This is a genomic window from Thalassospira xianhensis MCCC 1A02616, from assembly GCF_003326475.1.
Lineage (GTDB): Bacteria > Pseudomonadota > Alphaproteobacteria > Rhodospirillales > Thalassospiraceae > Thalassospira > Thalassospira xianhensis.
Genome location: NZ_JPWA01000009.1, coordinates 131,885 through 154,752, shown reverse-complemented (window position 1 = coordinate 154,752; position 22,868 = coordinate 131,885). Strand labels below are relative to the sequence as shown.

The 22,868-nt window shown below is 55.3% G+C and carries 19 protein-coding genes, 1 pseudogene and 1 riboswitch; of the genes and pseudogenes, 11 read left to right on the top strand and 9 right to left on the bottom strand.

Features of this window, described 5'->3' with window-relative positions; all coding sequences use genetic code 11:
- From TH5_RS09865 to TH5_RS09845, 5 genes and pseudogenes are all read right to left on the bottom strand, one after another.
- Positions 1–408: pseudogene (locus TH5_RS09865) on the bottom strand (precorrin-3B C(17)-methyltransferase); the annotation flags it as partial.
- Positions 405–1,145, bottom strand: a complete 741-nt coding sequence (gene cobI, locus TH5_RS09860) for a precorrin-2 C(20)-methyltransferase (RefSeq protein WP_114121714.1) — start codon at positions 1,143–1,145, stop codon at positions 405–407. The gene cobI and the pseudogene TH5_RS09865, both read right to left, overlap by 4 nt.
- A complete protein-coding gene (gene cbiE / locus TH5_RS09855; protein ID WP_114121713.1) occupies positions 1,142–2,395 on the bottom strand; it encodes a precorrin-6y C5,15-methyltransferase (decarboxylating) subunit CbiE in 1,254 nt (417 codons plus the stop codon). Before cbiE ends, cobI begins: the two co-directional genes overlap by 4 nt.
- Positions 2,392–3,084 carry a precorrin-8X methylmutase gene (locus TH5_RS09850; protein WP_114121712.1) on the bottom strand — a complete coding sequence of 231 codons (693 nt, stop codon included), beginning with the start codon at positions 3,082–3,084 and terminating at the stop codon, positions 2,392–2,394. Before TH5_RS09850 ends, cbiE begins: the two co-directional genes overlap by 4 nt.
- Positions 3,085–3,119: 35 nt before the next feature.
- On the bottom strand, positions 3,120–4,160 hold the full coding sequence (locus TH5_RS09845; protein WP_114121711.1) for a sirohydrochlorin chelatase: 1,041 nt from the start codon (positions 4,158–4,160) through the stop codon (positions 3,120–3,122).
- A 299-nt stretch (positions 4,161–4,459) separates the two neighbouring features.
- Here TH5_RS09845 and cbiB point away from each other — a divergent pair, with 299 nt between their 5' ends.
- A complete protein-coding gene (cbiB, locus tag TH5_RS09840; RefSeq protein WP_244204865.1) occupies positions 4,460–5,599 on the top strand; it encodes an adenosylcobinamide-phosphate synthase CbiB in 1,140 nt (379 codons plus the stop codon).
- Here cbiB and rfaE1 read toward each other — a convergent pair.
- Together rfaE1 and TH5_RS09830 are read right to left on the bottom strand one after the other, a co-directional pair.
- Positions 5,596–7,068 carry a D-glycero-beta-D-manno-heptose-7-phosphate kinase gene (gene rfaE1 / locus TH5_RS09835; protein ID WP_114121710.1) on the bottom strand — a complete coding sequence of 491 codons (1,473 nt, stop codon included), beginning with the start codon at positions 7,066–7,068 and terminating at the stop codon, positions 5,596–5,598. The genes cbiB and rfaE1 overlap by 4 nt on opposite strands.
- A 45-nt stretch (positions 7,069–7,113) precedes the next feature.
- On the bottom strand, positions 7,114–7,698 hold the full coding sequence (locus TH5_RS09830) for a D-sedoheptulose 7-phosphate isomerase (RefSeq protein ID WP_114121709.1): 585 nt from the start codon (positions 7,696–7,698) through the stop codon (positions 7,114–7,116).
- Positions 7,699–7,954: 256 nt separating this feature from the next.
- Here TH5_RS09830 and TH5_RS09825 point away from each other — a divergent pair, with 256 nt between their 5' ends.
- On the top strand, positions 7,955–9,184 hold the full coding sequence (locus TH5_RS09825) for an EAL domain-containing protein (RefSeq protein ID WP_114121708.1): 1,230 nt from the start codon (positions 7,955–7,957) through the stop codon (positions 9,182–9,184).
- A gap of 44 nt (positions 9,185–9,228) precedes the next feature.
- On the opposite strand, the gene cobT is transcribed toward TH5_RS09825, so the two are convergent.
- Positions 9,229–10,260 (bottom strand): nicotinate-nucleotide--dimethylbenzimidazole phosphoribosyltransferase, encoded by a 1,032-nt coding sequence (cobT, locus tag TH5_RS09820; RefSeq protein WP_114121707.1) that lies wholly within the window; start codon positions 10,258–10,260, stop codon positions 9,229–9,231.
- Positions 10,261–10,374: 114 nt separating this feature from the next.
- Here cobT and cobS point away from each other — a divergent pair, with 114 nt between their 5' ends.
- Both cobS and TH5_RS09810 read left to right on the top strand, forming a co-directional pair.
- On the top strand, positions 10,375–11,238 hold the full coding sequence (gene cobS / locus TH5_RS09815) for an adenosylcobinamide-GDP ribazoletransferase (protein WP_114121727.1): 864 nt from the start codon (positions 10,375–10,377) through the stop codon (positions 11,236–11,238).
- Between the two features lie 73 nt (positions 11,239–11,311).
- A complete protein-coding gene (locus TH5_RS09810) occupies positions 11,312–11,923 on the top strand; it encodes a histidine phosphatase family protein (protein ID WP_114121706.1) in 612 nt (203 codons plus the stop codon).
- A gap of 83 nt (positions 11,924–12,006) precedes the next feature.
- On the opposite strand, the gene TH5_RS09805 is transcribed toward TH5_RS09810, so the two are convergent.
- Positions 12,007–12,681, bottom strand: coding sequence for a hypothetical protein (locus TH5_RS09805; protein ID WP_244204864.1), 675 nt, complete (start codon positions 12,679–12,681; stop codon positions 12,007–12,009).
- A gap of 225 nt (positions 12,682–12,906) precedes the next feature.
- A riboswitch (cobalamin riboswitch) is annotated at positions 12,907–13,117 on the top strand.
- 60 nt (positions 13,118–13,177) lie between these two features.
- Here TH5_RS09805 and cobU point away from each other — a divergent pair.
- The 7 genes from cobU (at position 13,178) to TH5_RS09770 (ending at position 22,742) form a co-directional block, all read left to right on the top strand.
- Complete coding sequence (gene cobU / locus TH5_RS09800; RefSeq protein ID WP_208638432.1) at positions 13,178–13,717, top strand: bifunctional adenosylcobinamide kinase/adenosylcobinamide-phosphate guanylyltransferase; 540 nt, start codon at positions 13,178–13,180, stop codon at positions 13,715–13,717.
- Positions 13,718–13,749: 32 nt separating this feature from the next.
- Positions 13,750–14,790 (top strand): cobalamin biosynthesis protein CobW, encoded by a 1,041-nt coding sequence (gene cobW / locus TH5_RS09795; protein WP_114121703.1) that lies wholly within the window; start codon positions 13,750–13,752, stop codon positions 14,788–14,790.
- Positions 14,791–14,893: 103 nt separating this feature from the next.
- Positions 14,894–18,652 carry a cobaltochelatase subunit CobN gene (gene cobN / locus TH5_RS09790; RefSeq protein ID WP_114121702.1) on the top strand — a complete coding sequence of 1,253 codons (3,759 nt, stop codon included), beginning with the start codon at positions 14,894–14,896 and terminating at the stop codon, positions 18,650–18,652.
- Positions 18,653–18,848: 196 nt separating this feature from the next.
- On the top strand, positions 18,849–19,535 hold the full coding sequence (locus tag TH5_RS09785; protein WP_114121701.1) for a hypothetical protein: 687 nt from the start codon (positions 18,849–18,851) through the stop codon (positions 19,533–19,535).
- Between the two features lie 166 nt (positions 19,536–19,701).
- On the top strand, positions 19,702–20,499 hold the full coding sequence (locus TH5_RS09780; protein ID WP_114121726.1) for an endo alpha-1,4 polygalactosaminidase: 798 nt from the start codon (positions 19,702–19,704) through the stop codon (positions 20,497–20,499).
- A 53-nt stretch (positions 20,500–20,552) separates the two neighbouring features.
- On the top strand, positions 20,553–21,179 hold the full coding sequence (cobO, locus tag TH5_RS09775; RefSeq protein WP_114121725.1) for a cob(I)yrinic acid a,c-diamide adenosyltransferase: 627 nt from the start codon (positions 20,553–20,555) through the stop codon (positions 21,177–21,179).
- Between the two features lie 48 nt (positions 21,180–21,227).
- On the top strand, positions 21,228–22,742 hold the full coding sequence (locus tag TH5_RS09770) for a cobyric acid synthase (protein ID WP_114121724.1): 1,515 nt from the start codon (positions 21,228–21,230) through the stop codon (positions 22,740–22,742).
- The last annotated feature ends 126 nt before the right edge of the window (positions 22,743–22,868 follow it).

Here is a 22,868-nt window from a genome sequence, read left to right as displayed (position 1 = left end):
GGCCAGATCGCGCGCCAGCCGATTGCCACCGTGATGGCCGCCCAGAAGCGGGATGAAGGTGCTGCCGGCTTCGTCGACGGCGATGACGGCCGCATCCTGCCATTTACCGGCCAGAAGCGGTGCCAGTGCGCGGATCAGGATGCCCGATGCGCAAACACCGATAATCACATGATCGGCCGAAAATGTTTGTTGCAGATGTGTAATGGTATCATCGAACGCGACATCGACTTCGCTTGTCGAAACGCGTGTGCGCAGGCCGTGAACCGATGCACCCTGCAGGTTTGCGGCAATGCGTTTGGCGGTGGCAAGGGCACGTTGCGTCAGACAGATGACCGCAATCGGCGCAATCGGGTCCGTCGGCAGGATCGGGTTGGTATTGCTGGCGGTGGGGATATTCGGGGGCGTCATCGCCATGCGTCTCCGCGACGGTGGATCAGGATCATCGAGAAATAGGGTGCTATGGTATCTTCCGGAAGGTCCCCAAGCGGGACCATTTTCTGGGTTTCAAGCGTCGCGCGTTCGATATAGCGCGCCCGGCTAGTCAGGCCAAGTTCTTCGATCACCTTGCGGACCTTGGCGAAGTGGCGGCCAAGTTTGATGATGGCAGCCGCATCGGTATCGCCAAGTTGCGCGCGCAGGCGTTCTTCGGACAAGGGCCCCGGAATGACCTGCAACACGTCGTTTCTGGCGGCAAGTGGTGCGCCAAGCTGGGCGGCGCAGGCCATCATCGAACTGACACCCGGCACGGTTTGAACCGGATGCCCGGCCTCGGCCAGGCGACCAAACAGATACATGAAGCTGCCATAGAAGAACGGATCGCCTTCGCACAGGACGGCAACACTTTTTCCGGCTTTCAGATGTTCGCCGATTTCAAGGGCGGCGGCGTCATAGATCGGGTCGGCGGGTTGGCCCATGGTAATGCGGATGGCGATCTCTATCCGTCCTGTGGGGACGTGCGGTGCGACGATCTGCCGGGCCAGACTGGCACCGTCTTCGAGGGCCGGATAGGCAATCACATCCGCCTTTTGTAGGATGTTATAGGCTTTGAGCGTGATCAGGTCGGGTTCGCCCGGACCGATGCCAAGGCCATAGGCCGTACCCGCCACGGGTAATGCGCTGGCGAGTGTGGTGGCCGCGTCGCTCATACTTTTACTCCGACATAGTGGGTGACGGGGGCAAGGTTGCTCCAGCCCCTGAAACTGCCGCGTGGAACCAGCCGGGAAACCGAAAGGCGCGACAGGGTGCCACCATTTTTATTGTAAAACCGTAATAATTCTTCTTCGCCTTCCAGCGTGACGGTATTGGCCACCAGCCGGCCATGCATCGGCAGGATATCCCAGCACCGATCCATCAGACCGGGCGTCGTAATACCGCCGCCGACAAAAATCGCATCAGGTGTCGGGAGTTGATCGGCGAAGGTAATAACGTCTTCGATCGCCTTTTGGCGGATCACCAGATTGGGTGTACCAAGGCGGATGGCATTCTTGCCGATCAGATCGCACCGTTTTGCATCGCGTTCAATGGCGATGGCCTGACCGCCAGCACGCATCCATTCAATGGAAATCGAACCGCAGCCAGCCCCCAGATCCCAAAGCATGGCGTCGCGCCATGGCGCAAGGGATGCCAGTGTCTGGGCACGAATTTCCGATTTGGTAATCATCCCGTCATGGATGAAGGCATCATCGGGAAGACCGGCACCATTGCCCAGAACGCGGCTTTTGGGCCCGGCCACCAGATCGATCATGATCAGGTTCAGCGGATCGACCGGTTTGACTTCGGGCATTGAGGTTGCGGTGGATTGCCATGTCTGTGCGGTTTGGGTGGTGATGCGTTCCTGTGTGCCGCCCAGCCGTTCACAAATCGTCATCTGGCTTTGATCGTAACCGGCCTCACACAGCATAACCGCCACCAGTGCAGGGGTACTGCCATCGGCACTAAGCGCGATCAGCCTGCCGCGCGGGCGCAGGTGCGATCGTAAGATTTCCGGTTCGCGCCCATGCAGCGTGATCACATCGCATTCGGCAAGCGCCCAGCCCATGCGGGCGGCTGCCAGACTGATGCTGGATGGATGCGGGATCACAGTAATTGATCTGGAACCGAAATAATTAACCAGTGCATTGCCGACACCAAAGAACATCGGGTCGCCGCTGGCCAGGATAATCGGATTTTGATCAAGGCAATCCTCGATCAGGGGCATGTTGGCTTCGAACGGCGTGATCCAGCTGTTCTGGATGGCAATGTTTGATCCGGGCAACATGGCGATATGGCGTTTGCCGCCAAAAATAACGCTGGCGGTTTCAAGTATCTGACGCGCAATCGCACTTAGTCCGTCATAACCGTTTTCACCAATGCCAATCACGGTGATTTTGCCGTTCAGGGGTGACTGTTCGTTCATTTGCCATCCCCTTTGTCAGCGTCTGTGGGATTTGCGGTCGTGCCATCCGGTGTTTGCCCCGGCGATGCGAGGTGCGCCAATGCATTGAGCGTTGCCGCGGTAACCGCACTGCCGCCAAACCGGCCGCGCAACGTGACGAACGGAATGTCACCGGCATGGGCAATCAGGGCTTCCTTGCTTTCCTCGGCCCCGACGAAGCCCACCGGCATGCCGATGATCAGTGCAGGTTTCGCCAGACGGTTCGAAACCAGGGCTTCGAGAAGATGAAAAAGCGCGGTTGGCGCATTGCCGATGGCAATTATTGCATCATCGATATGATCAACCCAGTCTTCGATGGCAGCGGCCGACCGTGTGGTGCCAAGTTTGCCCGCGCGTTCAGCATTGCCATCTGCATTCAAGGTGCAAAGGACCGGATTATCGGCGGGCAACAGGCGGGAAATGATCCCGTTCCGGACCATTTCCGCATCACAAAGGATTGGCCTTCCCTTTTGCAGCGATCCGATTGCAGCAGGCGCGACATTGTCGCCAAATGCAATTTTATCTGCAATTTCAACCATGCCACAGGCATGGATGATCCGCACGGCAACCGGCCGCAATTCTTCGGGAAAGCGGGCGAGATCGGCTTCTGCTTCGATGGTTGCAAAGCTTTGCCGATAGATTTCCTGCGGGTCTCGCAGATAGTCGAACATCGCCGCGCCTTTCGCAGGGAACGGAGGGCGACCGGTCAGGAACCGGTCGCTTTATTGGTTTCGTGGCTATGGTCGTGGCTGTGACCGTGATCATGGTTGTGGTCATGAGAATGACCGTGGGAATGCCCATGAGAATGATCATGATGGTGTCCGTGACCATGGTTATGGCCGTGGGAATGTCCGTGGCTATGCCCGTCGGTACCAATCCCCATCACATGATGATGATGCCCGACCTGAGGTGTTGCAACGTCACCTTCATATCCAATGATCTGTTCGCGATATTTGCACAACTGACAGTTCATGTTGTTATCGCCGGTATCGATCTCGGCCAGACGTTCGGCAAAGCTTTCAAGCACCAGCGGATGGTCGCGCAGATATTCCGCCTTGATGAATTCAACATCGGGGAATTCGGCGGCGACTTCGTCGGTGTGGGTGTAAATCCGGTCGATCAGAATGCCTGCAAACAGGAAATACGGGAAGACCACCACACGCTTGTAGCCAAGCTTCATGGCTTCGCGCAGGCCGGCATTGACGCGCGGATGTGCAACGCCGGAATAGCTGATTTCGGTACGACCGAAACCAAGGCCTTCCTGTAACATGCGTGCGACCTTATAGACGTTTGAATTGGCATCCGGGTCATTGGTGCCACGCCCGACGACCATCAAAAGCGTATCCTTGCGCGAGATGCTGTCATCAGCGGTTGCAAGGGCTTCTTCGATGCGATCAGCACTGGCGCGCAGAAGTTTCGGGTCAATCGCCAGATCACGTCCGAATTTAACGTCGATATCCGGGTTTTCATGGGCGAAATTGTTCACTTCGCTTGGCAGGTCATTTTTGACGTGACCGGCGGCAAACAGCATGCCCGGCAGGGCGTAAATCTTTTTGTGGCCCATGGCTTTGAGTTTTTCAAAGCCATCGCGCAGGATCGGGTGGGCAAATTCGAGAAAGCCGCTTTCGACATCATAATCGGCCAGATGGGTCTGCTTCATTGTTTCAACCATGGCGTTGAACTGTGAAACAGCGCGCTCATCACGCGAACCGTGTCCGCAAATCATTACGGCGCCTTTGGGGGACATAAAAGGCTGCTCCTTTGTCTCTCTCGTGTTTTGGTGCATGACGGTCACAAACCGTCACGGTACCCGATGCCACCCCCGTTTTCACCGATTGGCCTGCGGAATGCAAGCCACAGCTGATTGGATAATCGTCGCAAGGGTTCGTCGGATAGAAAATACAAGCTGTTGTGGTTTGTTTTACGGGCGATTGCAGATGTTGTGGTCACAAATCTTGATGCCCGGAATGGTGGAAAGGACGAGTAACAGGTTTGAGGCCTCCTGATCTGGATGCAGAAATGTGGTATGAAGAAAAAATAAAATGTATGAAAATTCTTTTATCAAAGCCCGAGCCGATTGGCAAATCGTGCTGTTTGTTCAGTAATTTGTTTGTGCAATCCCGGATGATGATTGACGGGCATCTGCCTGCAACGCACATTGCCGCAATGGAAACCATGATCCTTGAATTTCTGATCCCCGAGCCCGGTTTCATGGGCCCGCTTTTCACCGTGCTGGTATTGGCACTGGTGCTTGATGCAGTTTGTGGGGATTTCCCTTGGCTGTTCGGACGGGTGCCGCATCCGGTGGTTTGGGTTGGCAATCTGATTGCATGGTTTGAAAAACGCCTGAACAAACCGCGATATGGCGGCAGGGATCGCTTTTTACGCGGAAGCCTTACCACTCTGGCGGTGATTGCCTGTGCTGTGTCGTTTGGTGGCGTGATCCAGCTGATATCGTCGTTTGGTGGCATTTTCCGGCTTGCCGATATTCTGCTGCTTGCCATCCTGATTGCGCAAAAGGGGCTTTATCAGCATGTCAAAGGCGTTTCGGTCGCGTTAAGGCGCGATGGCCTTGCAGGCGGACGGGCGGCGGTTTCGATGATTGTCGGGCGTGATCCGCAATCGCTTGATCAGGCCGGAGTCAGTCGGGCGGCGATTGAAAGCTGTGCGGAAAACTTTTCGGACGGCGTGGTCGCCCCCCTGTTCTGGTATGTGCTGGGCGGGCCGATCGGGCTTTGTGCCTATAAGGCGATCAATACGCTTGATTCGATGATCGGTCATCGTAATGAACGATATCTTTATTTCGGCAAGTTCGCGGCACGCCTTGATGATGTTGTGAACTTTGTCCCTGCACGAATTGCTGGTGGGGTGATCTGCCTTGCCGCTGGGATTGGCCGCAAAACTTCCGGCGCGGATGCGTGGAAAACCATGCTGCGCGATGCGTCAAAGCACAAATCCCCAAATGCCGGATGGCAGGAAGCGGCTTTTGCCGGGGCGCTTGACCTGTCGCTTGCTGGGCCGCGCCAATATGGCGCGGAACTGGTCGAAGACCCCTATATCGGTGATGGCAGGCGGGATGCGGATGCCAGCGACATCGACCGTGCGCTAAAACTTTACACCACGTCCTGTATTCTGAACGCGGCGTGGCCGGTGGTGTTAAAGATGACCTGGGTCGGGCTGGTCTAGTCTTTGCCCTGATTGATGCGCGCAATGGTCGATGTCGTCGAGAAGCCATCGGCGAGATTGGCCAGAACAACCTTGCCGCCATAGCCCTGAACGATATCCGCACCGACAACCTTGTCGATGGTGTAATCGGCACCCTTGACCAGAATATCGGGTTTGAGGGCCTCGATCACCGTGATCGGGGTATCCTCGCCGAAAATCACCACACCGCTGATGGTTTCAAGCGATCCAAGGACAGCAGCACGGGCGGCCTCTGATTGCACGGGGCGTGCTTCGCCCTTGAGGCGTTTGACCGACGCATCGGAATTAAGTCCGACAATCAGCCGGTCACAATTGGATCGTGCCTGTTGCAGGAGGCTCAGATGGCCCGGATGCAGCAGATCAAAACAACCATTGGTAAAGCCGACCTTATAACCCTTGCGGCGCCAGCGTTCGACACGGTCCACCATGCGGTCAAGCGGCATCAGTTTGGCTTCGCCGATCATCAGGTCGTGATGATGCAGAACAGAAATCAGTTCGTCCGGATAAACAACAGCGGTGCCGATCTTGCCAACCACGATGCCCGCGGCAACATTGGCAATACGCGCAGCGTCTGAAAGTGATGCGCCCCCGGCAATCGCCGATGCAAGGCAGGCAACGACCGTGTCGCCAGCGCCCGAAACATCAAACACTTCGCGTGCTTCGGTTGGAAGATGGGTTGCCTCACCCTTGCTGGTGACAAGCGTCATGCCATCCTGGCTTCGGGTCAGAAGGACGTTTTCAATACCGCATTCGGTGATGATTTTGGTCGCTGCGGCAATTGCATCCTCGTCACTTTGAATGTCGATGCCGGTTGCGGCCTGGGCTTCGGCGCGGTTCGGGGTGACGACCGTTGCACCGCGATAGATGCTGTAATCGGTACCCTTGGGATCGACGATAACCGGTTTTCCGGCCTTGCGGGCGGCGGCAATGGTTGCGGCGACAACGTCACCATGCAGAACGCCCTTGCCGTAATCGGAAAGCACGATGGCACTAACATCGGGGGCCAGTTGTGCGGCCAAAGCCGAAAGGTTGCTGATGGTTGCCGCTGCAAGGATTGCGGTGGTTTCGTTATCGGATCGTAACAATTGCTGTCCGCCCGCGATATAGCGGGTCTTGATCGTGGTCGGGCGATTGCGTTCAATCTGGATATAGGGTTCGACACCTTTGTCATTGGCGACATATTCCATGACCTCACGGCCCGGAAGGTCATCACCGACAAGCGACAGAAAACGTACCGATGCACCAAGTGCCGTGGCATTTCGGGTGACGTTGCCCGCCCCGCCCAGCATGGCGCTTTCGCGTTCGACACGGATGATCGGGATCGGTGCCTCGGGCGAAATGCGCGTAACAGATCCATATACAAACCGGTCAAGCATCACATCACCGATGCAAAGCACCTTGGCATTGGGAAGTTGTTCAACCAGTTGGGCCAGATGGCTAAGATCGGTCATGTTCTTATCGTTTTCTGTTCGTTAAGTCGGTGGTGCTTGGTGGTCTCAGGCTTTGGTCAGGCCAAGGGTATGTTCCAGCGCGCCAACCAGCATCTGCCCGATCTGGATATGCATTTCCTGAATGCGGGCGGTGGTGTTGCTGGGCACGATCATCAACGGATCACACAGATCAACCATGGCGCCGCCGGTTTTACCGGTCCAGCCGGTTGCGACCAAACCTATTTCGCGGGCCTTTTCAAGGCCGAGATTGACGTTTTTGCTGTTGCCGGATGTCGAAATGCCAATCGCGATATCGCCCGGACGACCAAGTGCCTCGATCTGGCGCGAGAACAGATAATCGAAACCGAAATCGTTGCCGATGGCCGTCAATGCCGAGCAGTCGGTTGTAAGCGCGATGGCTGGCAAGGCGCGTCGATCATTGATGTAGCGAACCGTAAACTCGGTTGCGATATGCTGCGCGTCGGCGGCCGATCCGCCATTGCCAAAAAACAGGAGTTTGTTGCCTTCATTGAGTGCATTGGTGCAGATCGAGACCAGTTTTGCAAAGGGCGCACGCGTTGCTTCACGGGTTTTGTCAACCAGATCAAGATGCTCGTCAAATTCGGCATCGAAGAAGGCATTGATATCCATGTTTTTGGTCTCTGGAATGTTCGAGGCGATGAAATCGGGCTGAAACTAGCAGCTTGGATGACGTATTGCCATGACTTATCGTTATAGAAGCTGGTGCTTGCGGTAATTGGTGGAACGTCAGAAAGTGCCCGTTTTTCACATTTGGTTTCAATTTATCACAATGATAAATACATAAGCTGTTAACAGGCAGCGAACTATTGTATTTCAATCGGGACTTTCGCCGCGCGTTGCACATTGGAAAATCTGGTCATCCTGTATGTCTGAAAGCACGTTACCCTCACCCGAAGCTTTTCTGGTCGATTATGTGCGGCGTCTTGAACGCCGGAAGGATGGCGTGGGGGCAATTCATGTGCATTTTTCGAAGCTTTTGCCTTTCAACCGGCGCGATCATCATATCCGTACCGCGATTGCATCATTTGAGGAAATCGTCCCTGAAGTCACCGGGCGTATCTTTACCCTGTCCAATCAGGATCTGATTTTTATCTTTGATGCTGCCGAGATTGACGAGGTCAATGCCGTTATCTTCCGGCTTAAATTCCTGTTCAATGATGATCCGCTGATCAGCGACGGCAAGGATGAAAGCGGTGCACCGGCGACCTTTACCGACTATTTTGACGTCGCCCAGCAATACAAGGATTTCCTGCATCTGACCCAGACGCTTGTGCGGTCGAACGCCAACCGTCCACGTCAGGTCAGCAAGGCGGCCGAGCGCCATAACGATAGTCCCGATCTTGAAGACGGTCGCGCGCCGCTGACGCCGAAAATCCTTGGCCGTATCGACGAGGCATTGCGTCGCGCTGATCTTTCGAACCTGATGCGCCGACAGGCGATTTGTGCGGTTGTTGGTGATGCAAACCCGACGCCGGTTTTCCACGAACTGTTCATTTCCATCAAGGATTTGCAGCAGACGCTGTTGCCCGATGTCAATGTTCTGTCGAATCGCTGGCTGTTCCAGCACCTGACGGAAATTCTTGATCGCCGGATGTTATCTCTGCTTACGCGCAGCAATGATGCATCGGTTACCGGCTCGGTGAGTATCAACCTGAATGTTTCGACGCTGCTATCGCCGGATTTCCTGACATTTGACAGCAATGTCAAAGCAGGCCAGCGCGGCACAATCGTGCTTGAGCTGCAGAAGATCGATATTTTTGCCGATCTTGGGGCGTTTTTCTTTGCGCGCGATTTTTGCCGTGATCGCGGATACCGGATTTGCATTGATGGCATCAGCCATCTGTCGCTGCCCTATATCAACCGCAACAAGCTTGGCGTTGATATGATCAAGATGATCTGGGACCCGGAAATGGAAAATCTGGACGAGGAACACGGCAATGCGATGCGTGAAGCGGTCGCTCAGTCAGGCGATACGCGTGTGATCATGTGCCGTTGTGATGATGAACGTGCGATCAAGTTTGGTCACGGGATCAATATCACCATGTTCCAGGGGCGTTATGTCGAGCAGCTGCTTAGCGAACGCACCAAGAAATAACGCCAGCAAATAGCTGGCGTCTTTTGATTCCGAAATCAAAACGATTATGCGCTGCGGCTTGCAACACCGGCCTTGGCGAAGGTTGCCATGCCGTTGTGGCATTCCGCCGATGCCCGCAAAAGAGGGATGGCAAGGGCTGCACCCGATCCTTCGCCAAGGCGCATGCCAAAATCGAGAAGCGGCTGTTTACCCAGTTTTTCGATCAGGCGCTTGTGCCCCGGTTCGACCGAGACATGCCCGATCATGCAATGGTCTAACGCATCGCCGCGAATGGCGGCAAGGGTTGCCGCAGCGGCGCAGGATACGTAACCATCAAGAAGAACCGGCACCCGCTGATAACGAGCGGCAAGAATCGCACCGGCCATCGCCGCGATTTCACGACCGCCAACACAGCGCAGAACATCAAGTGCATCATGCATCTGATTTTTGTGCAGGATGATGGCGTCGCCTACCACGCGTGTTTTGCGTTTAAGCGTTTCGTCGTCAATTCCGGTACCGCGTCCCGTCCAGTCGGCGGCTGCACCGCCAAACAGTGCGTGAGCAATAGCCGCTGCCGACGTGGTATTGCCTATCCCCATTTCACCGGGCACAAAAAGGTCGAGCCCCTTTTCGATTGCGCTCATGCCAAATGCCATCGCTTCAGCACAGCCTTCATCATCCATGGCGGGTTCTTGTGAGAAATCGTTGGTCGGGATTTCAAGAGCGACTTCCATCACGCGCAATTCGGCGTCAACGGTTTTGCAGATCTGGTTGATTGCTGCCCCGCCATTGATGAAGTTTTCAACCATCTGCTGGTTGACCTCGGCCGGGAAGGCCGACACGCCCTGTGCACAGACACCGTGGCTCCCGGCAAAGACCGTGACGCGGGGGCGGGTCATGTTCGGTCGTGAATTTCCTTGCCACCCGGCCAGCCAAAGGCTGATATCTTCCATGCGACCAAGTGCACCTGCGGGCTTGGTTAGCTGAGGTTCGCGTTCCGCGACGGCTGCCTGTGCCTCGGTATCAACGGATGGCAATTCCGCCATCAGGTTACGGATTTCATCAAGGCTTTGCGGGGGATGTTTGGGGTCGAACATGGAAAATCTCCGGCTGGCGGACAAGGATGCAAAGCGTCTTCTGCTTGGCTTCTGTCGCGCCCATGATTAGTCTGATTGCGTGCAAAATGCCAGTTCGAATATCGGAAAACACCCGTGAACAATGATCATAATCAAACCGGAATGAATTCGCAAAGCCTTGATGATGATCAAGTTGATGCCAAACAGCCAGAACCTCAAGCAGAACCTGAAGCACCTGCCACAGGCATGCTTGGCGATTTTTGGCGGGCTCTTGCCCTGCTAGGCCGGATACCGGTTTTCATTCCATGTGATTTCGGCCCGAAGGCAATGGCGCGATCTGTGTGGTGCTGGCCGCTGGTTGGGCTGTTTATGGCCGGGATTGCGATTATTCCTGCCTACGTTACCGAGATTCTGACCGGCAATGTCATGGTTGCCGCCATTGTCGCAACCTTTACGCTGATCACATTGACTGGGGCGATGCATGAGGATGGCATCGCCGATTGTGCAGATGGGTTTGGCGGGGGGCTTGATCGTCAACGCAAGCTTGACATCATGCGTGACAGCCGGATCGGGACATATGGCGTTGTTGCACTCGTTCTGTGCCTTGCGATGCGTATTACTGTTCTGGGGGCAGCGGGTGAAAGTGGCAGCATGGCTGCCATCCTGATTGTGATGGCGACACTATCGCGTGCTGCGATGCCGATTGTGACCTATGTTTTTGATCCAGCGCGAGAAGACGGGCTTGGCAAGGGAGCCGGACGTCCCGACATCAGAATGGTCGCGGCAGGTATTGCCGTTGCCTTGATGCTGGTGGTGATTGTTGCGGGGGCATTAACCGCATTCATGTGTTTGATTGCCATGATGCTCGGGGCGTCGGTGGTCGGCTGGATCGCCCGGCATCAGATTGGTGGGTATACTGGCGATGTGCTGGGCATGACCCAAATAATTTCCGAGCTATTTGTCGGCATTGCATTTATCGCAGTGCTGCAGGTCACTTGATGATAAGATCATCAAAATACCGCCGCGCACCTTGACCGGCATTTCATGGATTACATTTTTCCTTGGGGGAAGAATGCAGAAGGCAGTGACGACGCGGTGGTGGCTTGTTCGCCATGCGCCGGTGACAAATCCGGAACGGCTTGTTTATGGTCGAAGTGACATGCCGGTTAATCTGTCGGATGAAAAAGCGTTGCGCGCCTTGGCGCGCCAACTGCCTCGCGAGGCAATCTGGGTTACCAGTCATTTGTCGCGAACGCTTGATACCGCATTAAAACTTCTGGAACTGATGGATGAGAACATCCTGCCGACCCGTGAAACCGGGTTTGCCGAGCAGCATTTCGGTGCGTGGGAAAAGAAGCATTGGAATGACCTGCCCAAGGGGGAAACCACACGTTTCTGGACGGATTTTGCCAGACAGCACCCTCCGAATGGGGAAAGTTTCGGGGATGTTGTCGAACGCGTCGGGCCGTTATTCGACCGGCTGACACGTTATTGGGCAGGGAAAGATATTGTCGCGGTTATTCATGGTGGAACGGTACGCGCGGCTTTGGCAAGTGCCCTTGGTCTGCCACTTGAGGCGGCGTTGTCGTTTCATGTCGATACACTCGGGTTGACGCGGATCGAACACATTGCCGGTGTCGACCAGCCCGGCTGGCGGGTGACCGGGGTCAATTTGCGCTATTGATTTTAAAGTGGGCTATTGTGTGTGGTGGCCACCTGTCGATACCCTGCGGGGCCTTTCATTCAGGCCCCGCAGGGTATCGGGTTTCAGGCGGATTTCCGTTGATCGGTTTCCTGCGCATCGACAAGCGCATATTCCGACAAAAAGCGATCTACCATATCGGCAGTGACATCGTATCTGCCACAGATTGATGCGACATCTTCGAGATAGGCTTCGTAGTAGGGAATAGGCCGGCTGCGCGATTTACCGCGAAGCTCGCTGATTTCAGTGAAATCGGACGCGAATTCCGGTGCCTCTATCACCTGAATGATCGTGTCGTCGATGATGGCCGCCGGTTTGCCTTTGTATTTCCTGCCGCAAGCAGAAAGCATTTTGCTGGCAGTCGGGATGGATATCCCCGGCTGCCCCAAAAGCTGTGACATTTGATTTTCGTCGAAATCGTCATTTTCGAACAATTCCACGAGTTTGGTCAGGTCACGGACCAGAAGCGAAAGCGCATTTACGCGAATGCCACGCGCATGCGACCAGATAATGGTTGCGACAACACCACAGGTCGGATGGCTGGCATAAATGTTTCGAACGTCACGGCGCGCCAATGATATTTCACCATTCACGGCATGATGTTGCAGGAATTCGGGAAAGGATTGATCGTTATAGCTCAATCTATCAAGCAGCCCGCGCCACATGTCTTCGCGTGATACGGTTTGCCAGGTTGTTGATTTCAGATTCCGAATTCGTTGAATTTGTTCATGAATTGCCATGTGATCAGCAAATTTCCAATTAACCCCAAGAAGTTTTTCCGAAACCCTTTGCGGTTCCGGCATCCGGACTTTGTTTGTTTTGTAATGTCCGGCGATCACACGGGTGGCTTTTGGTAGCTCTGATCCAGTGTGACAAGATTATGTTCTCCTAAAGAATAACCGCTCACAAGCAGTCAATTCTTACAAATACTGACCTTATGGCTAGGTCGGAGTTTGGGCTTTGGTCATGAGGGTAAAGCTGTTAGGTTCGGCGCTGCCGTTTGGTGATGGGAAACCGGTGTGATGCCGGTGCTGCCCCCGCAACTGTAACGGGTTGGGTGATCCGGGTGATGTGACATCACCAGCCACCGGTAAAGTTGATTTACGCACAACTGCCGGGAAGGCGGATTACTTTCATGCCCGCAGCCAGGAAACCAGCCATCGGTATCCCTGTTCGCAAGGATATGGGGTAACGCAATCCGGCCTCGGTGGGAGGTCAAAGCGAAGGAAAACGGGTATGACCCAGAATATGGCTGAAAACAGCCAGCTTGCCGGGATCCATCTGATCCTTGGCGGTGCCAGATCGGGCAAAAGCCGGTTTGCCGAAAACCGGATCAACCATGCAGGCGGCGGTATCTATATCGCGACCGGTCGTGCGTGGGACGACGAAATGGCAAACCGTATCGCACTTCACAAATCATCGCGCGGCGAGATATGGCAAACGATCGAGGAACCGCTTGATCTTTGCGCTGTCCTGACTGCCTGTAATCATGAGGGCAGCAAACCGGTACTGGTTGATTGTCTGACGCTTTGGCTGACCAATCTGATGCTGGATGATCGCGATATCGAGGCCGAGTTTGACCGGTTATGCGGCATCCTTCCCGGGCTGGACATCCCGGTTCTGCTGGTGTCGAACGAGGTCGGTTTCGGGATAGTGCCGGAGAATGCCATGGCGCGCAGCTTTCGCGATCACGCAGGACGATTTCATCAACGAATTGCCGAACTTGCCGATCAGGTGACGCTTGTGGTTGCGGGCATTCCGATGTCGGTTAAATAGATCAGAATTTATGGATTTAAGGATAATTGAACATGGCACAGCTTGGAAAAATTCCGGCAACAGTGATCACCGGTTTTCTTGGTGCAGGCAAAACTACGATGATCCGCAATATGCTGGAAAATGCCGGGGGCAAGCGGATTGCGCTGATCATTAACGAGTTTGGTGATCTGGGTGTCGATCGCGAGGTTATTAATGGATGTGGCATATCGGGTTGTGCCGAGGATGACGTTGTCGAACTGGCAAACGGGTGCATCTGCTGCACGGTGGCCGATGATTTCCTGCCGACCATCAAGGGCCTGATTGATCGCGACACGCCACCTGATCATATCGTGGTCGAAACATCTGGGCTGGCGTTGCCAAAACCGTTGGTTAAGGCGTTTAACTGGCCGGAAATCCGGTCGCGCGTTACGGTGGATGGCGTTGTTGCCGTTCTGGACGGGGCGGCATTGCGTGACGGGCTGTTTGCCCATGATCATCACGCGGTTCAGGCGCAGCGCGAAGCGGACGACAATCTGGATCACGAAAGCCCGCTTGAGGAGCTGTTTGAAGAACAGCTCCATTGTGCGGATATGGTGGTTCTGAACAAAACCGATCTGCTGAGCGAGGCCGAAATTGCGAAGGTCGAGGCAGATGTCCGGGCCGAGCTGAAACGTCCGTCCGTCAAGATTATCGCAACCGCGCACTCAAAGGTCGAAAATGCTGTGTTGCTGGGCCTTGGTGCGGCCGCCGAGGACGACCTTGATAGCCGTCCGTCGCATCATGACGATGGTCACGAACATGACCATGATGATTTTGAAAGCTTTGTCGTGTCGCTTGATAATGTTGAGGATGCCGCAGCACTTGAGAAGCGTTTGATTGATGTCGTCCGTCAGTTTGATGTGCTGCGGGTCAAGGGGTTCCTTGATATTCCCGGCAAACCGATGCGCCAGGTCGTTCAGGGTGTTGGTGAACGGTTCCAGCGTTATTTCGACCGCCCGTGGGCGGCAAACGAAACACGCCGGTCGGAGCTGGTGGTGATTGGCCTGCATGGTCTGGATCGCAATGCCATCGAGGCGGCCATCAAGGCGTCCTGAAACGGCGCTTTCATGTTTGAAGCACTGAAATCATCCGGTTACGCCTTTGCCGGCCGGGTGATTTCAGGGCTCTGATATCCGAGAAAAGAAACGGAAGTTCCCGATGCATCTACTTGCAGCCCAGCCGGGACTGGTCACCGATGGAAGCGAGGCCGTCGATCTGGGGCAAAGCCCGGGCGATGTCGTTGTCCTGTCGGCGGCAGAGTCCGAGCTTGCCTGTCTGGCGGGCGCGCAGGCACGGCTGGATGCGGCGTTTGGCAAAGATGTCCCTTCCCTGCGATTGGCGAGCCTTTTGCAGTTGGGGCACAATATGTCGGTCGATCTTTATGTCGATGACGTTCTGGCAGAGGCCAAATTCATCATCGTGCGCATTCTGGGCGGGCGAGGATATTGGGAATACGGGATCGAACAACTGGTCGAACTGGCCCGTCGCAAGGATGTGCCGCTGGTGCTTTTGCCCGGTGACGATCAACCCGATGCGGAGCTTCTGTCCCTATCGACGGTTAAGGGCAGCACATATCAGAAAATCTGGCGTTACCTGATTGAAGGCGGGCCGGAAAATGCCGAACATTTACTTCGTCTTATATATGAAAAGTTAAACCCGTCTGTCAGCTGGAACTGGAAACCGGCCGCTCCCTTGGTCAAGGCCGGTTTGTACTGGCCGGGGAAAACAACGGCAAATCTTGAAGAAATCGAACAAATTTGGAAACAAAATCATCCTGTTGTTGCGATAATCTTCTACCGTGCGTTAATTCAGGCAGGTAATCTGGATGTAATTGATGCACTGGTTGAAGAGCTACGGGCTAATAAACTAAACCCGTTGCCAATTTTTGTGGCCAGCCTGAAAGATCCAGTTGCCGCTGCCCTGGTCGAGGAATGGCTGGCGGCAACCAAAGCAGATCTGATCCTGAATACCACCGGGTTTTCCCTTGCGGTGCCGGGTGCCGAACGCCAGAGAGGACCGTTTGACGGCGTAGACGCCCCGGTTTTTCAGGTTGTGTTATCGGGCGGCGGCGAAGTGTCCTGGCGTGATGGTGTCAACGGGCTTGCGGCACGCGATATCGCGATGAATGTCGCATTGCCGGAAGTAGATGGACGTATCCTGTCGCGTGCCATCTCGTTCAAGGGATCGGCGGGCAAGGATGCCCTGACGCAGATTGATCTGGTCAAATATATCCCGGTACGCGATCGCGTTGCCTTTGTGGCCGAACTGTCGGCCAATTGGATCAAATTGCGCAAGACGGACGCCCCGAAGCGCAAAGTCGCGATGATCATGGCCAATTACCCCAACAAAGATGCGCGGCTTGGCAATGGTGTGGGTCTTGATACACCGGCCGGGATGATTGAAACCCTGCGTTCCATGAAGGATGCCGGGTACAGGATTGATGACCTGCCGGAAAATGGTGATGCCCTGATTGCTGCGGTCAAGGCCGGGCCGACCAATGATTTCAAGTCGCTGGCTGACCGGACTGTCCGGGTGACGATCCCGGTTGCAGATTATCGCGCGGCATTTGCCACCCTGCCCGCGCGCATTCGCCAGCAGGTGACAGATGCCTGGGGTGATCCTGAAAGTGACCCGTTTTATCTGCCGGATCGGGCGGCGATTGCCCTCTCGATCCTGCCTATGGGCCATGTTGTAGTCGGGTTGCAACCGGCACGCGGATACAATATCGATCCGCTTGAAAGTTATCATTCGCCCGATCTGGTGCCACCCCATAACTATTTCGCGTTTTATATCTGGCTGCGTCATCATTTCGGGGCGCATGCGATCATTCATTTCGGCAAACACGGCAATATGGAATGGCTGCCGGGCAAGTCTCTGGCCCTGTCGGAAGAATGTTTTCCCGAGGCCGTTTTTGGCCCGACGCCGCATTTCTATCCTTTTATCGTCAATGATCCGGGCGAAGGCACACAGGCCAAGCGTCGTGCACAGGCGGTGATCCTTGATCATCTGACGCCGCCTTTGACGCGGGCAGAAAGTTACGGGCCGCTCAAGGACCTGGAGGCGCTGGTCGATGAATATTACGACGCTGCCGCGGTCGACCCAAGGCGGCTGCTGATCCTTAAACGTGACATTCTTGAGCTTGCCATTCGCATCGGTCTTGATCGCGATTGCGGCATTGAGCCGGACGAGAATGAGGAAAGTGCGCTTGCCAAACTTGATAACTATCTGTGTGAGTTGAAGGAACTTCAAATCCGCGATGGTTTGCATATCTTTGGCAAAGCCCCGGAAGGCGATCTTTTGACCGATCTTCTGGTCGCTCTGGCAAGATTGCCGAGGGGGGCTAGCGAGGGACCGAAGGCGTCGCTTCATCGTGCCCTTGCTGCCGATATTCTTCGTGATCCCGGTTTTGATCCGCTTGATTGTGCCTTTGCCGAGTTTTGGCCGGGGGCCAAGCCGGAAATCCTTGCACAATATGACGTTGGCACATGGCGCACCACGGGCGATACGGTGGAGCGGATCGAACTTCTGGCGCGCGATCTGGTGCGCGGAGTGTTCGTCGCCGACGGTGCATGGCAGCGAACAATCGAAGTTCTTTCCGATATCGAAACGTCTATTCGTCCGGCGGTTAAGGCCTGTGGCGATGCCGAGATTGCCGGATTGCTGCGCGGTCTTGCGGGCAAGTTTGTCGAACCGGGACCATCGGGGGCGCCAACGCGCGGCCGTCCGGACGTTTTGCCGACCGGGCGGAATTTCTATTCGGTTGATACGCGGACGGTTCCTACTCCGGCGGCCTGGCAACTGGGCTGGAAATCAGCCGAACTGCTGTTGGAACGGCATGTCCAGGATCATGGTGAATGGCCCGCGGCCCTTGGTCTTTCGGTTTGGGGGACGAGCAATATGCGCACCGGGGGTGATGATATTGCCCAGGCGCTTGCCCTGATGGGGGTAAGACCAACTTGGGACAGTGCGTCGCGCCGGGTTACGGGGTTCGAGATTATGCCAGCATCCCTGCTGGGGCGGCCGCGTGTTGATGTGACGTTGCGCATATCGGGTTTTTTCCGCGATGCGTTCCCGGGTCTGATTGACCTATTTGATAGTGCGGTACGTGCGGTGGCCGAACAAACCGACGAAGCGCCCGATATAAACCCGATTGCGGTTCGGGTGGCGGCAGAAACGGCAAAACTGTGTGACGCCGGGGCAAATCCCGAGCAGGCACGGAAACAGGCGGCATTTCGCGTATTCGGCGCAAAACCTGGTGCGTATGGCGCGGGGTTGCAGGCGATGATCGACGAAGAACTTTGGGAAGACGAGGCCGATCTGGCGGATGCCTATCTGGCGTGGGGTAGTTATGCCTATGGCAACGGGGCAGAAGGCGAAGCGGCGCGTGATCTGTTTGAAACGCGGCTGTCGCGGGTCGATGCGATTGTTCATAATCAGGACAACCGCGAACATGATTTGCTGGATTCCGATGACTATTATCAGTTCGAAGGCGGAATGACATCGGCGGTCCGGCATCTGTCCGGCAGGCAGCCGACAGTCTATCACAGTGATCATTCCCGCCCGGAAAGCCCGAAAATCCGAACTTTGGAAGAAGAAATTGCCCGTGTTGTCCGGGCGCGTGTGGTTAATCCGAAATGGATCGCGGGTGTGATGCGCCATGGGTATAAGGGTGCGTTTGAAATGGCGGCGACGGTGGATTACCTGTTTGCCTTTGCCGCGACGGCGCGGTGTGTCGCAGATCATCATTTTGATCTGGTTTATGATGCGTATCTTGGCGATACGGATGTGCGTGAATTCATCAGGGATCACAATCCCGATGCGCTTTCCGATATTCGCAATCGCCTTCGCGAGGCGATTGATCGTGGTCTTTGGCAGCCGCGCCGGAATTCCGTATCAGTCGATCTGATGGAAGATTAGTACCCCATAACAAGGTGCTATCCGGAATTGCGATTCACGAGAATTTTACTGTTGGAACAAACCGGGTGGTTGAAACGTTTCGTTTTCGCATCATATCTCTTTTAACCAAGTGTTAATCAATTGGTTGAGGGACGGGGCACACCTATCGAGCCGATAACCGCAAAAGACGGATCGGCAACAGAGTTAGGAGGCCACTATGGAAAGAACGAAACACGTTCGTTTGCCTGACTATCTGCAGACCCCTCTGCCGGTTCATGCCGGACATGCAGACATTGTCGATTTCCTGCTTGCTGATGCCGACCTTCCTGACTGGCTACGCGCCGATTTACACGGTCAGGGTCATGATCGCCCGGCCCGTGGTGCGATCCGTTCGGTTCTTGACCTGCGTGAGCGGTTTAACGGCACTCATTCACCGGTCAGCATTGAAGAATTCCGTGATGGCCTGGATGAATTGGCGCGTCATTTGCCGGGACCAGATCAAACAGCCATCGAAATCGATGCCAAGGTGCGGATTTATTGGCGTTACCTGCAAGGTGTCGAACGCCAGATCTGGCGGGCAAGCATTTCACGGGCCCATGTGGCGTTAAATCACTTTCCGGTGGTTCGCGAATTGAAGTTACTGATTGCGGATGTTGTTTCGACGCGCAACTGGCTTGAGCGGCGGCTTGAAGTGATCGAAAAAAGCTTCCAGAAACTGGTTCATGCCCCGAATGATGCCGTGCGCAAGGCATTGCTTCGCCTGCGTCAGATGTCGCCGGGTGACCGTTTGCAATTGTTCAACAAGGCGCGGATGCGCCGCCCCGAACTGCGTAACACCGATATGCGCGAACCTGATAAATGGGCCGATCTGGTGACAGGCGATCTCGGGCTGTCGTCAGGTTGAAGTCGTAACAGACATATCGGTTGACCGAACCCGGCGGGGTTCCGGGGGACGGCACCCCTAAGGGGTGCAAGAGCGCGGCTGGAAACGGCCGCGCTTTCTTTTTGGGTGGTTGTCTATCGCCCGCCAGACGGGCAAAGTCGCAAGATTGATTTTCCTGGGGGTATGGATGCGCGCTTTTTTTGCCGTTGCCGGTTTTGTTTTGCAGTTTGGTGCAGGGGTTGGCATTGCGGCGGCGGATGACTGGCCAACGGTGCCGGACGGGCCGCTGCATTGGCAGTTGCAGGGGGACATTGATATTGGCAGTAACATCCGCGTAAACGATAGCGATCTGTTTGAAACGACGGCCGATCAGGTTCGGGAATGGCGCGAAGCCGGTATTTTCCCGATCTGCTATATCAATGTTGGCGCGGTCGAGGACTGGAACGACGATTATGCCCAATTCCCCAAAGATGTGATTGGCAATCCCTATTGGGGTTGGGAAGGCGAAAACTGGCTTGATATCAGCCGGTTCGAGCAATTCGCCCATATCATGGAGGCACGATTTGACCTTTGCTGGGAAAAGGGTTTTCTGGGTGTCGAGCCTGATAATATCGATGCCTACGAAGCGGATGGATCGAACAAGAAAACCGGGTTTGATCTGACACGTTCCGATCAGCTTCGTTATGTTGGATGGCTGATTGAGCAGGCACATGCGCGCGGGCTTGCCATCGGGCAGAAGAATGCCGCCGAACTGGTTCCGGATCTGGTCGGCAGGATGGATTTTGCCCTGCTTGAATCATCCTTTCGGTTTGGCTTCATGGATGCGTTCTTGCCTTATACGAAGGTGAAAAAGCCGGTTTTTGCGGTCGAATATATCGAAGAAGGGGCCGATCTGGACCGGTTCTGCTCTGATGCCCGAAAATACGGTTTTCAGGGTGTCGTCGCGCATCTTGAACTGGATCAGAAACCCGAAAACTGTCCTTGATCGGGGGCGCGCTTCGCCGCATTGTTCCGACAGAAATGCAAAGGGATGAAGCAATGATCGACAATAACACGCCAGATACCGACCTGAATGCTCGCCATGACGAAAAAATGAAGAAGATCAAGGCCGCGCGCGACAAGATGATGGCGCAGAAGATCGACAAAAAGGGCCTGATCATCGTTCATACCGGCAAGGGCAAAGGCAAGTCGTCATCGGCATTCGGCATGGCGATGCGGTGTGTCGGACATGACATGAAAGTCGGCGTTGTGCAGTTCATCAAGGGTGGTTGGGAAACCGGCGAGGCAAAGCTTTTGAAGAAGTTTCCCGATCTTTGCGAATTTCACGCCATGGGCGCGGGCTTTACCTGGGAAACACAGAACCGGGTGCAGGATGTGGCACTGGCGCGTGAAGCCTGGAACAAGGCGCTTGAGATGATGCGCGACCCAAGCTTTGCCATGGTGATCCTTGACGAGATCAACATCGTTCTGCGCTATGATTTCCTGCCGCTTGATGATGTTCTGGCAGCGTTGGCGGATAAACTGCCCGACCAGCACGTTGTCCTGACCGGCCGAAATGCGCCCGATACCCTGATCGAGGCGGCGGACCTTGTGACCGAGATGACCATGATCAAACATCCGTTCCGCGAACAGGGCATCAAGGCACAGATCGGTGTCGAGTTCTGATCTGCCGTTTCGGTGGATAGCCAGATACAGGAAGGTTTTGAAACCGGAATGAGTGCGCGCCCTGTTCCTGCTTTGATGTTGCAAGGTACCGGTTCGGATGTGGGTAAATCCTTGCTGGTGGCCGGGTTATGCCGTGCATTTGCGCGGCGCGGGCTTCGGGTGCGTCCGTTCAAGCCGCAAAACATGTCCAACAATGCGGCCGTGACCGATGATGGCGGTGAAATTGGCCGGGCACAGGCGTTACAGGCACGAGCTTGCGGGGTGCCCACATCGGTCCACATGAACCCGGTTCTGCTGAAACCGCAAAGTGACATCGGCGCACAGGTCGTGGTGCAGGGCAAGGTCCTGACCAGTGCGAAGGCGCGGGATTATTACCGGCTGAAACGCGATTTGCTGCCGCGTGTGACTGAAAGCTTCGATCTGATGGCACAGGACGCCGATCTTGTGCTTGTCGAAGGTGCAGGGTCACCGGCTGAGGTTAATCTGCGCGCGGCTGATATTGCCAATATGGGCTTTGCCGAGGCGGCAAAAATCCCGGTGGTGCTGGTGGGGGATATTGATCGGGGCGGGGTGATCGCATCGATTGTCGGCACGCATGCCCTGCTGTCCGAAGGGGACCGTCACTGGCTGCGTGGCTATATCATCAACAAGTTTCGCGGTGATGTCTCGCTATTCGAGCCTGCCTTGCAGATCATCCGCGATCATACGGGACTTGAAAGTTACGGTATCGCAACATATTGGCAGGGGGCTAATCGCCTACCTGCCGAGGATGGTGTCGCGCTTGAAAAAGCCGGACGGTATGTACGGGCCGGTAAGGACGGAAAACTGATTAGGATTGCAGTGCCTCATCTGCCGCGGATTGCGAATTTTGATGACCTTGATCCGCTGGCGGCCGAGCCGGATGTCGAACTTCTGATCATTAAACCGGGCGAGGTTATTCCGGCCGATATCGACCTTGTGCTTTTGCCCGGCAGCAAATCGACCACATCCGATCTTCGTTTCCTGAAAGAACAGGGGTGGGATATCGACATTCTGGCGCATTACCGCCGTGGTGGCCATGTGATCGGCATTTGTGGCGGCTATCAGATGCTGGGGCGCATGGTCCATGATCCCGACGGGATCGAGGGGACGGCAGGATCAGAGGCCGGGCTTGCATTGCTTGACGTTGAAACCGTGATCGGCGGTGACAAGACGCTGCGCCAAACCACCGGAATGGCAGGGCTTGGCGGGGGGGCGGCCAATATTCCGGTCAGTGGCTATGAAATCCATATGGGCGAGACAGCCGGGCCGGATTGCGATCGAAGCTGGCTTTGTCTTGAAAGTGGGATTGTCGATGGCGCGCAAAGTGCCGACGGGCGCGTTGCCGGATGCTATTTGCATGGCCTGTTTGGCAGTGATGCATTCCGGACGGCCTATCTGGCGGAGCTTGCCGGGCGGGTGCGCGATGGCAGTGCCGATTTCGAGGCCGGGATTGACGCGGCCCTTGATGAACTGGCAGATCATGTCGAAGCGTGCCTTGATCTTGATGGGCTTTTGGCTTTGGCACAAAGCCGGTCAGAATAACAGGACGATAAAAAGCGCAATATTGGTGATGTTTGGCGCGACAAAGCCTTTACATCGGCACATTTGCGTGGTTTGAGAGAATTTGCAATTCCGGTCCTCTAATGAATGGCGCATAGACGCCATATG

What these genes read in the sequence shown, in the direction of transcription:
- cobI (WP_114121714.1), bottom strand. Translation starts at nt 1,145, where the DNA reads ATGAGCGACGCGGCCACCACACTCGCCAGCGCATTACCCGTGGCGGGT.
- cbiE (WP_114121713.1), bottom strand. Translation starts at nt 2,395, where the DNA reads ATGAACGAACAGTCACCCCTGAACGGCAAAATCACCGTGATTGGCATT.
- TH5_RS09850 (WP_114121712.1), bottom strand. Translation starts at nt 3,084, where the DNA reads ATGTTCGACTATCTGCGAGACCCGCAGGAAATCTATCGGCAAAGCTTT.
- TH5_RS09845 (WP_114121711.1), bottom strand. Translation starts at nt 4,160, where the DNA reads ATGTCCCCCAAAGGCGCCGTAATGATTTGCGGACACGGTTCGCGTGAT.
- cbiB (WP_244204865.1), top strand. Translation starts at nt 4,460, where the DNA reads ATGAAAATTCTTTTATCAAAGCCCGAGCCGATTGGCAAATCGTGCTGT.
- rfaE1 (WP_114121710.1), bottom strand. Translation starts at nt 7,068, where the DNA reads ATGACCGATCTTAGCCATCTGGCCCAACTGGTTGAACAACTTCCCAAT.
- TH5_RS09830 (WP_114121709.1), bottom strand. Translation starts at nt 7,698, where the DNA reads ATGGATATCAATGCCTTCTTCGATGCCGAATTTGACGAGCATCTTGAT.
- TH5_RS09825 (WP_114121708.1), top strand. Translation starts at nt 7,955, where the DNA reads ATGTCTGAAAGCACGTTACCCTCACCCGAAGCTTTTCTGGTCGATTAT.
- cobT (WP_114121707.1), bottom strand. Translation starts at nt 10,260, where the DNA reads ATGTTCGACCCCAAACATCCCCCGCAAAGCCTTGATGAAATCCGTAAC.
- TH5_RS09810 (WP_114121706.1), top strand. Translation starts at nt 11,312, where the DNA reads ATGCAGAAGGCAGTGACGACGCGGTGGTGGCTTGTTCGCCATGCGCCG.
- TH5_RS09805 (WP_244204864.1), bottom strand. Translation starts at nt 12,681, where the DNA reads ATGGCAATTCATGAACAAATTCAACGAATTCGGAATCTGAAATCAACA.
- cobU (WP_208638432.1), top strand. Translation starts at nt 13,178, where the DNA reads ATGACCCAGAATATGGCTGAAAACAGCCAGCTTGCCGGGATCCATCTG.
- cobW (WP_114121703.1), top strand. Translation starts at nt 13,750, where the DNA reads ATGGCACAGCTTGGAAAAATTCCGGCAACAGTGATCACCGGTTTTCTT.
- cobN (WP_114121702.1), top strand. Translation starts at nt 14,894, where the DNA reads ATGCATCTACTTGCAGCCCAGCCGGGACTGGTCACCGATGGAAGCGAG.
- TH5_RS09785 (WP_114121701.1), top strand. Translation starts at nt 18,849, where the DNA reads ATGGAAAGAACGAAACACGTTCGTTTGCCTGACTATCTGCAGACCCCT.
- TH5_RS09780 (WP_114121726.1), top strand. Translation starts at nt 19,702, where the DNA reads ATGCGCGCTTTTTTTGCCGTTGCCGGTTTTGTTTTGCAGTTTGGTGCA.
- cobO (WP_114121725.1), top strand. Translation starts at nt 20,553, where the DNA reads ATGATCGACAATAACACGCCAGATACCGACCTGAATGCTCGCCATGAC.
- TH5_RS09770 (WP_114121724.1), top strand. Translation starts at nt 21,228, where the DNA reads ATGAGTGCGCGCCCTGTTCCTGCTTTGATGTTGCAAGGTACCGGTTCG.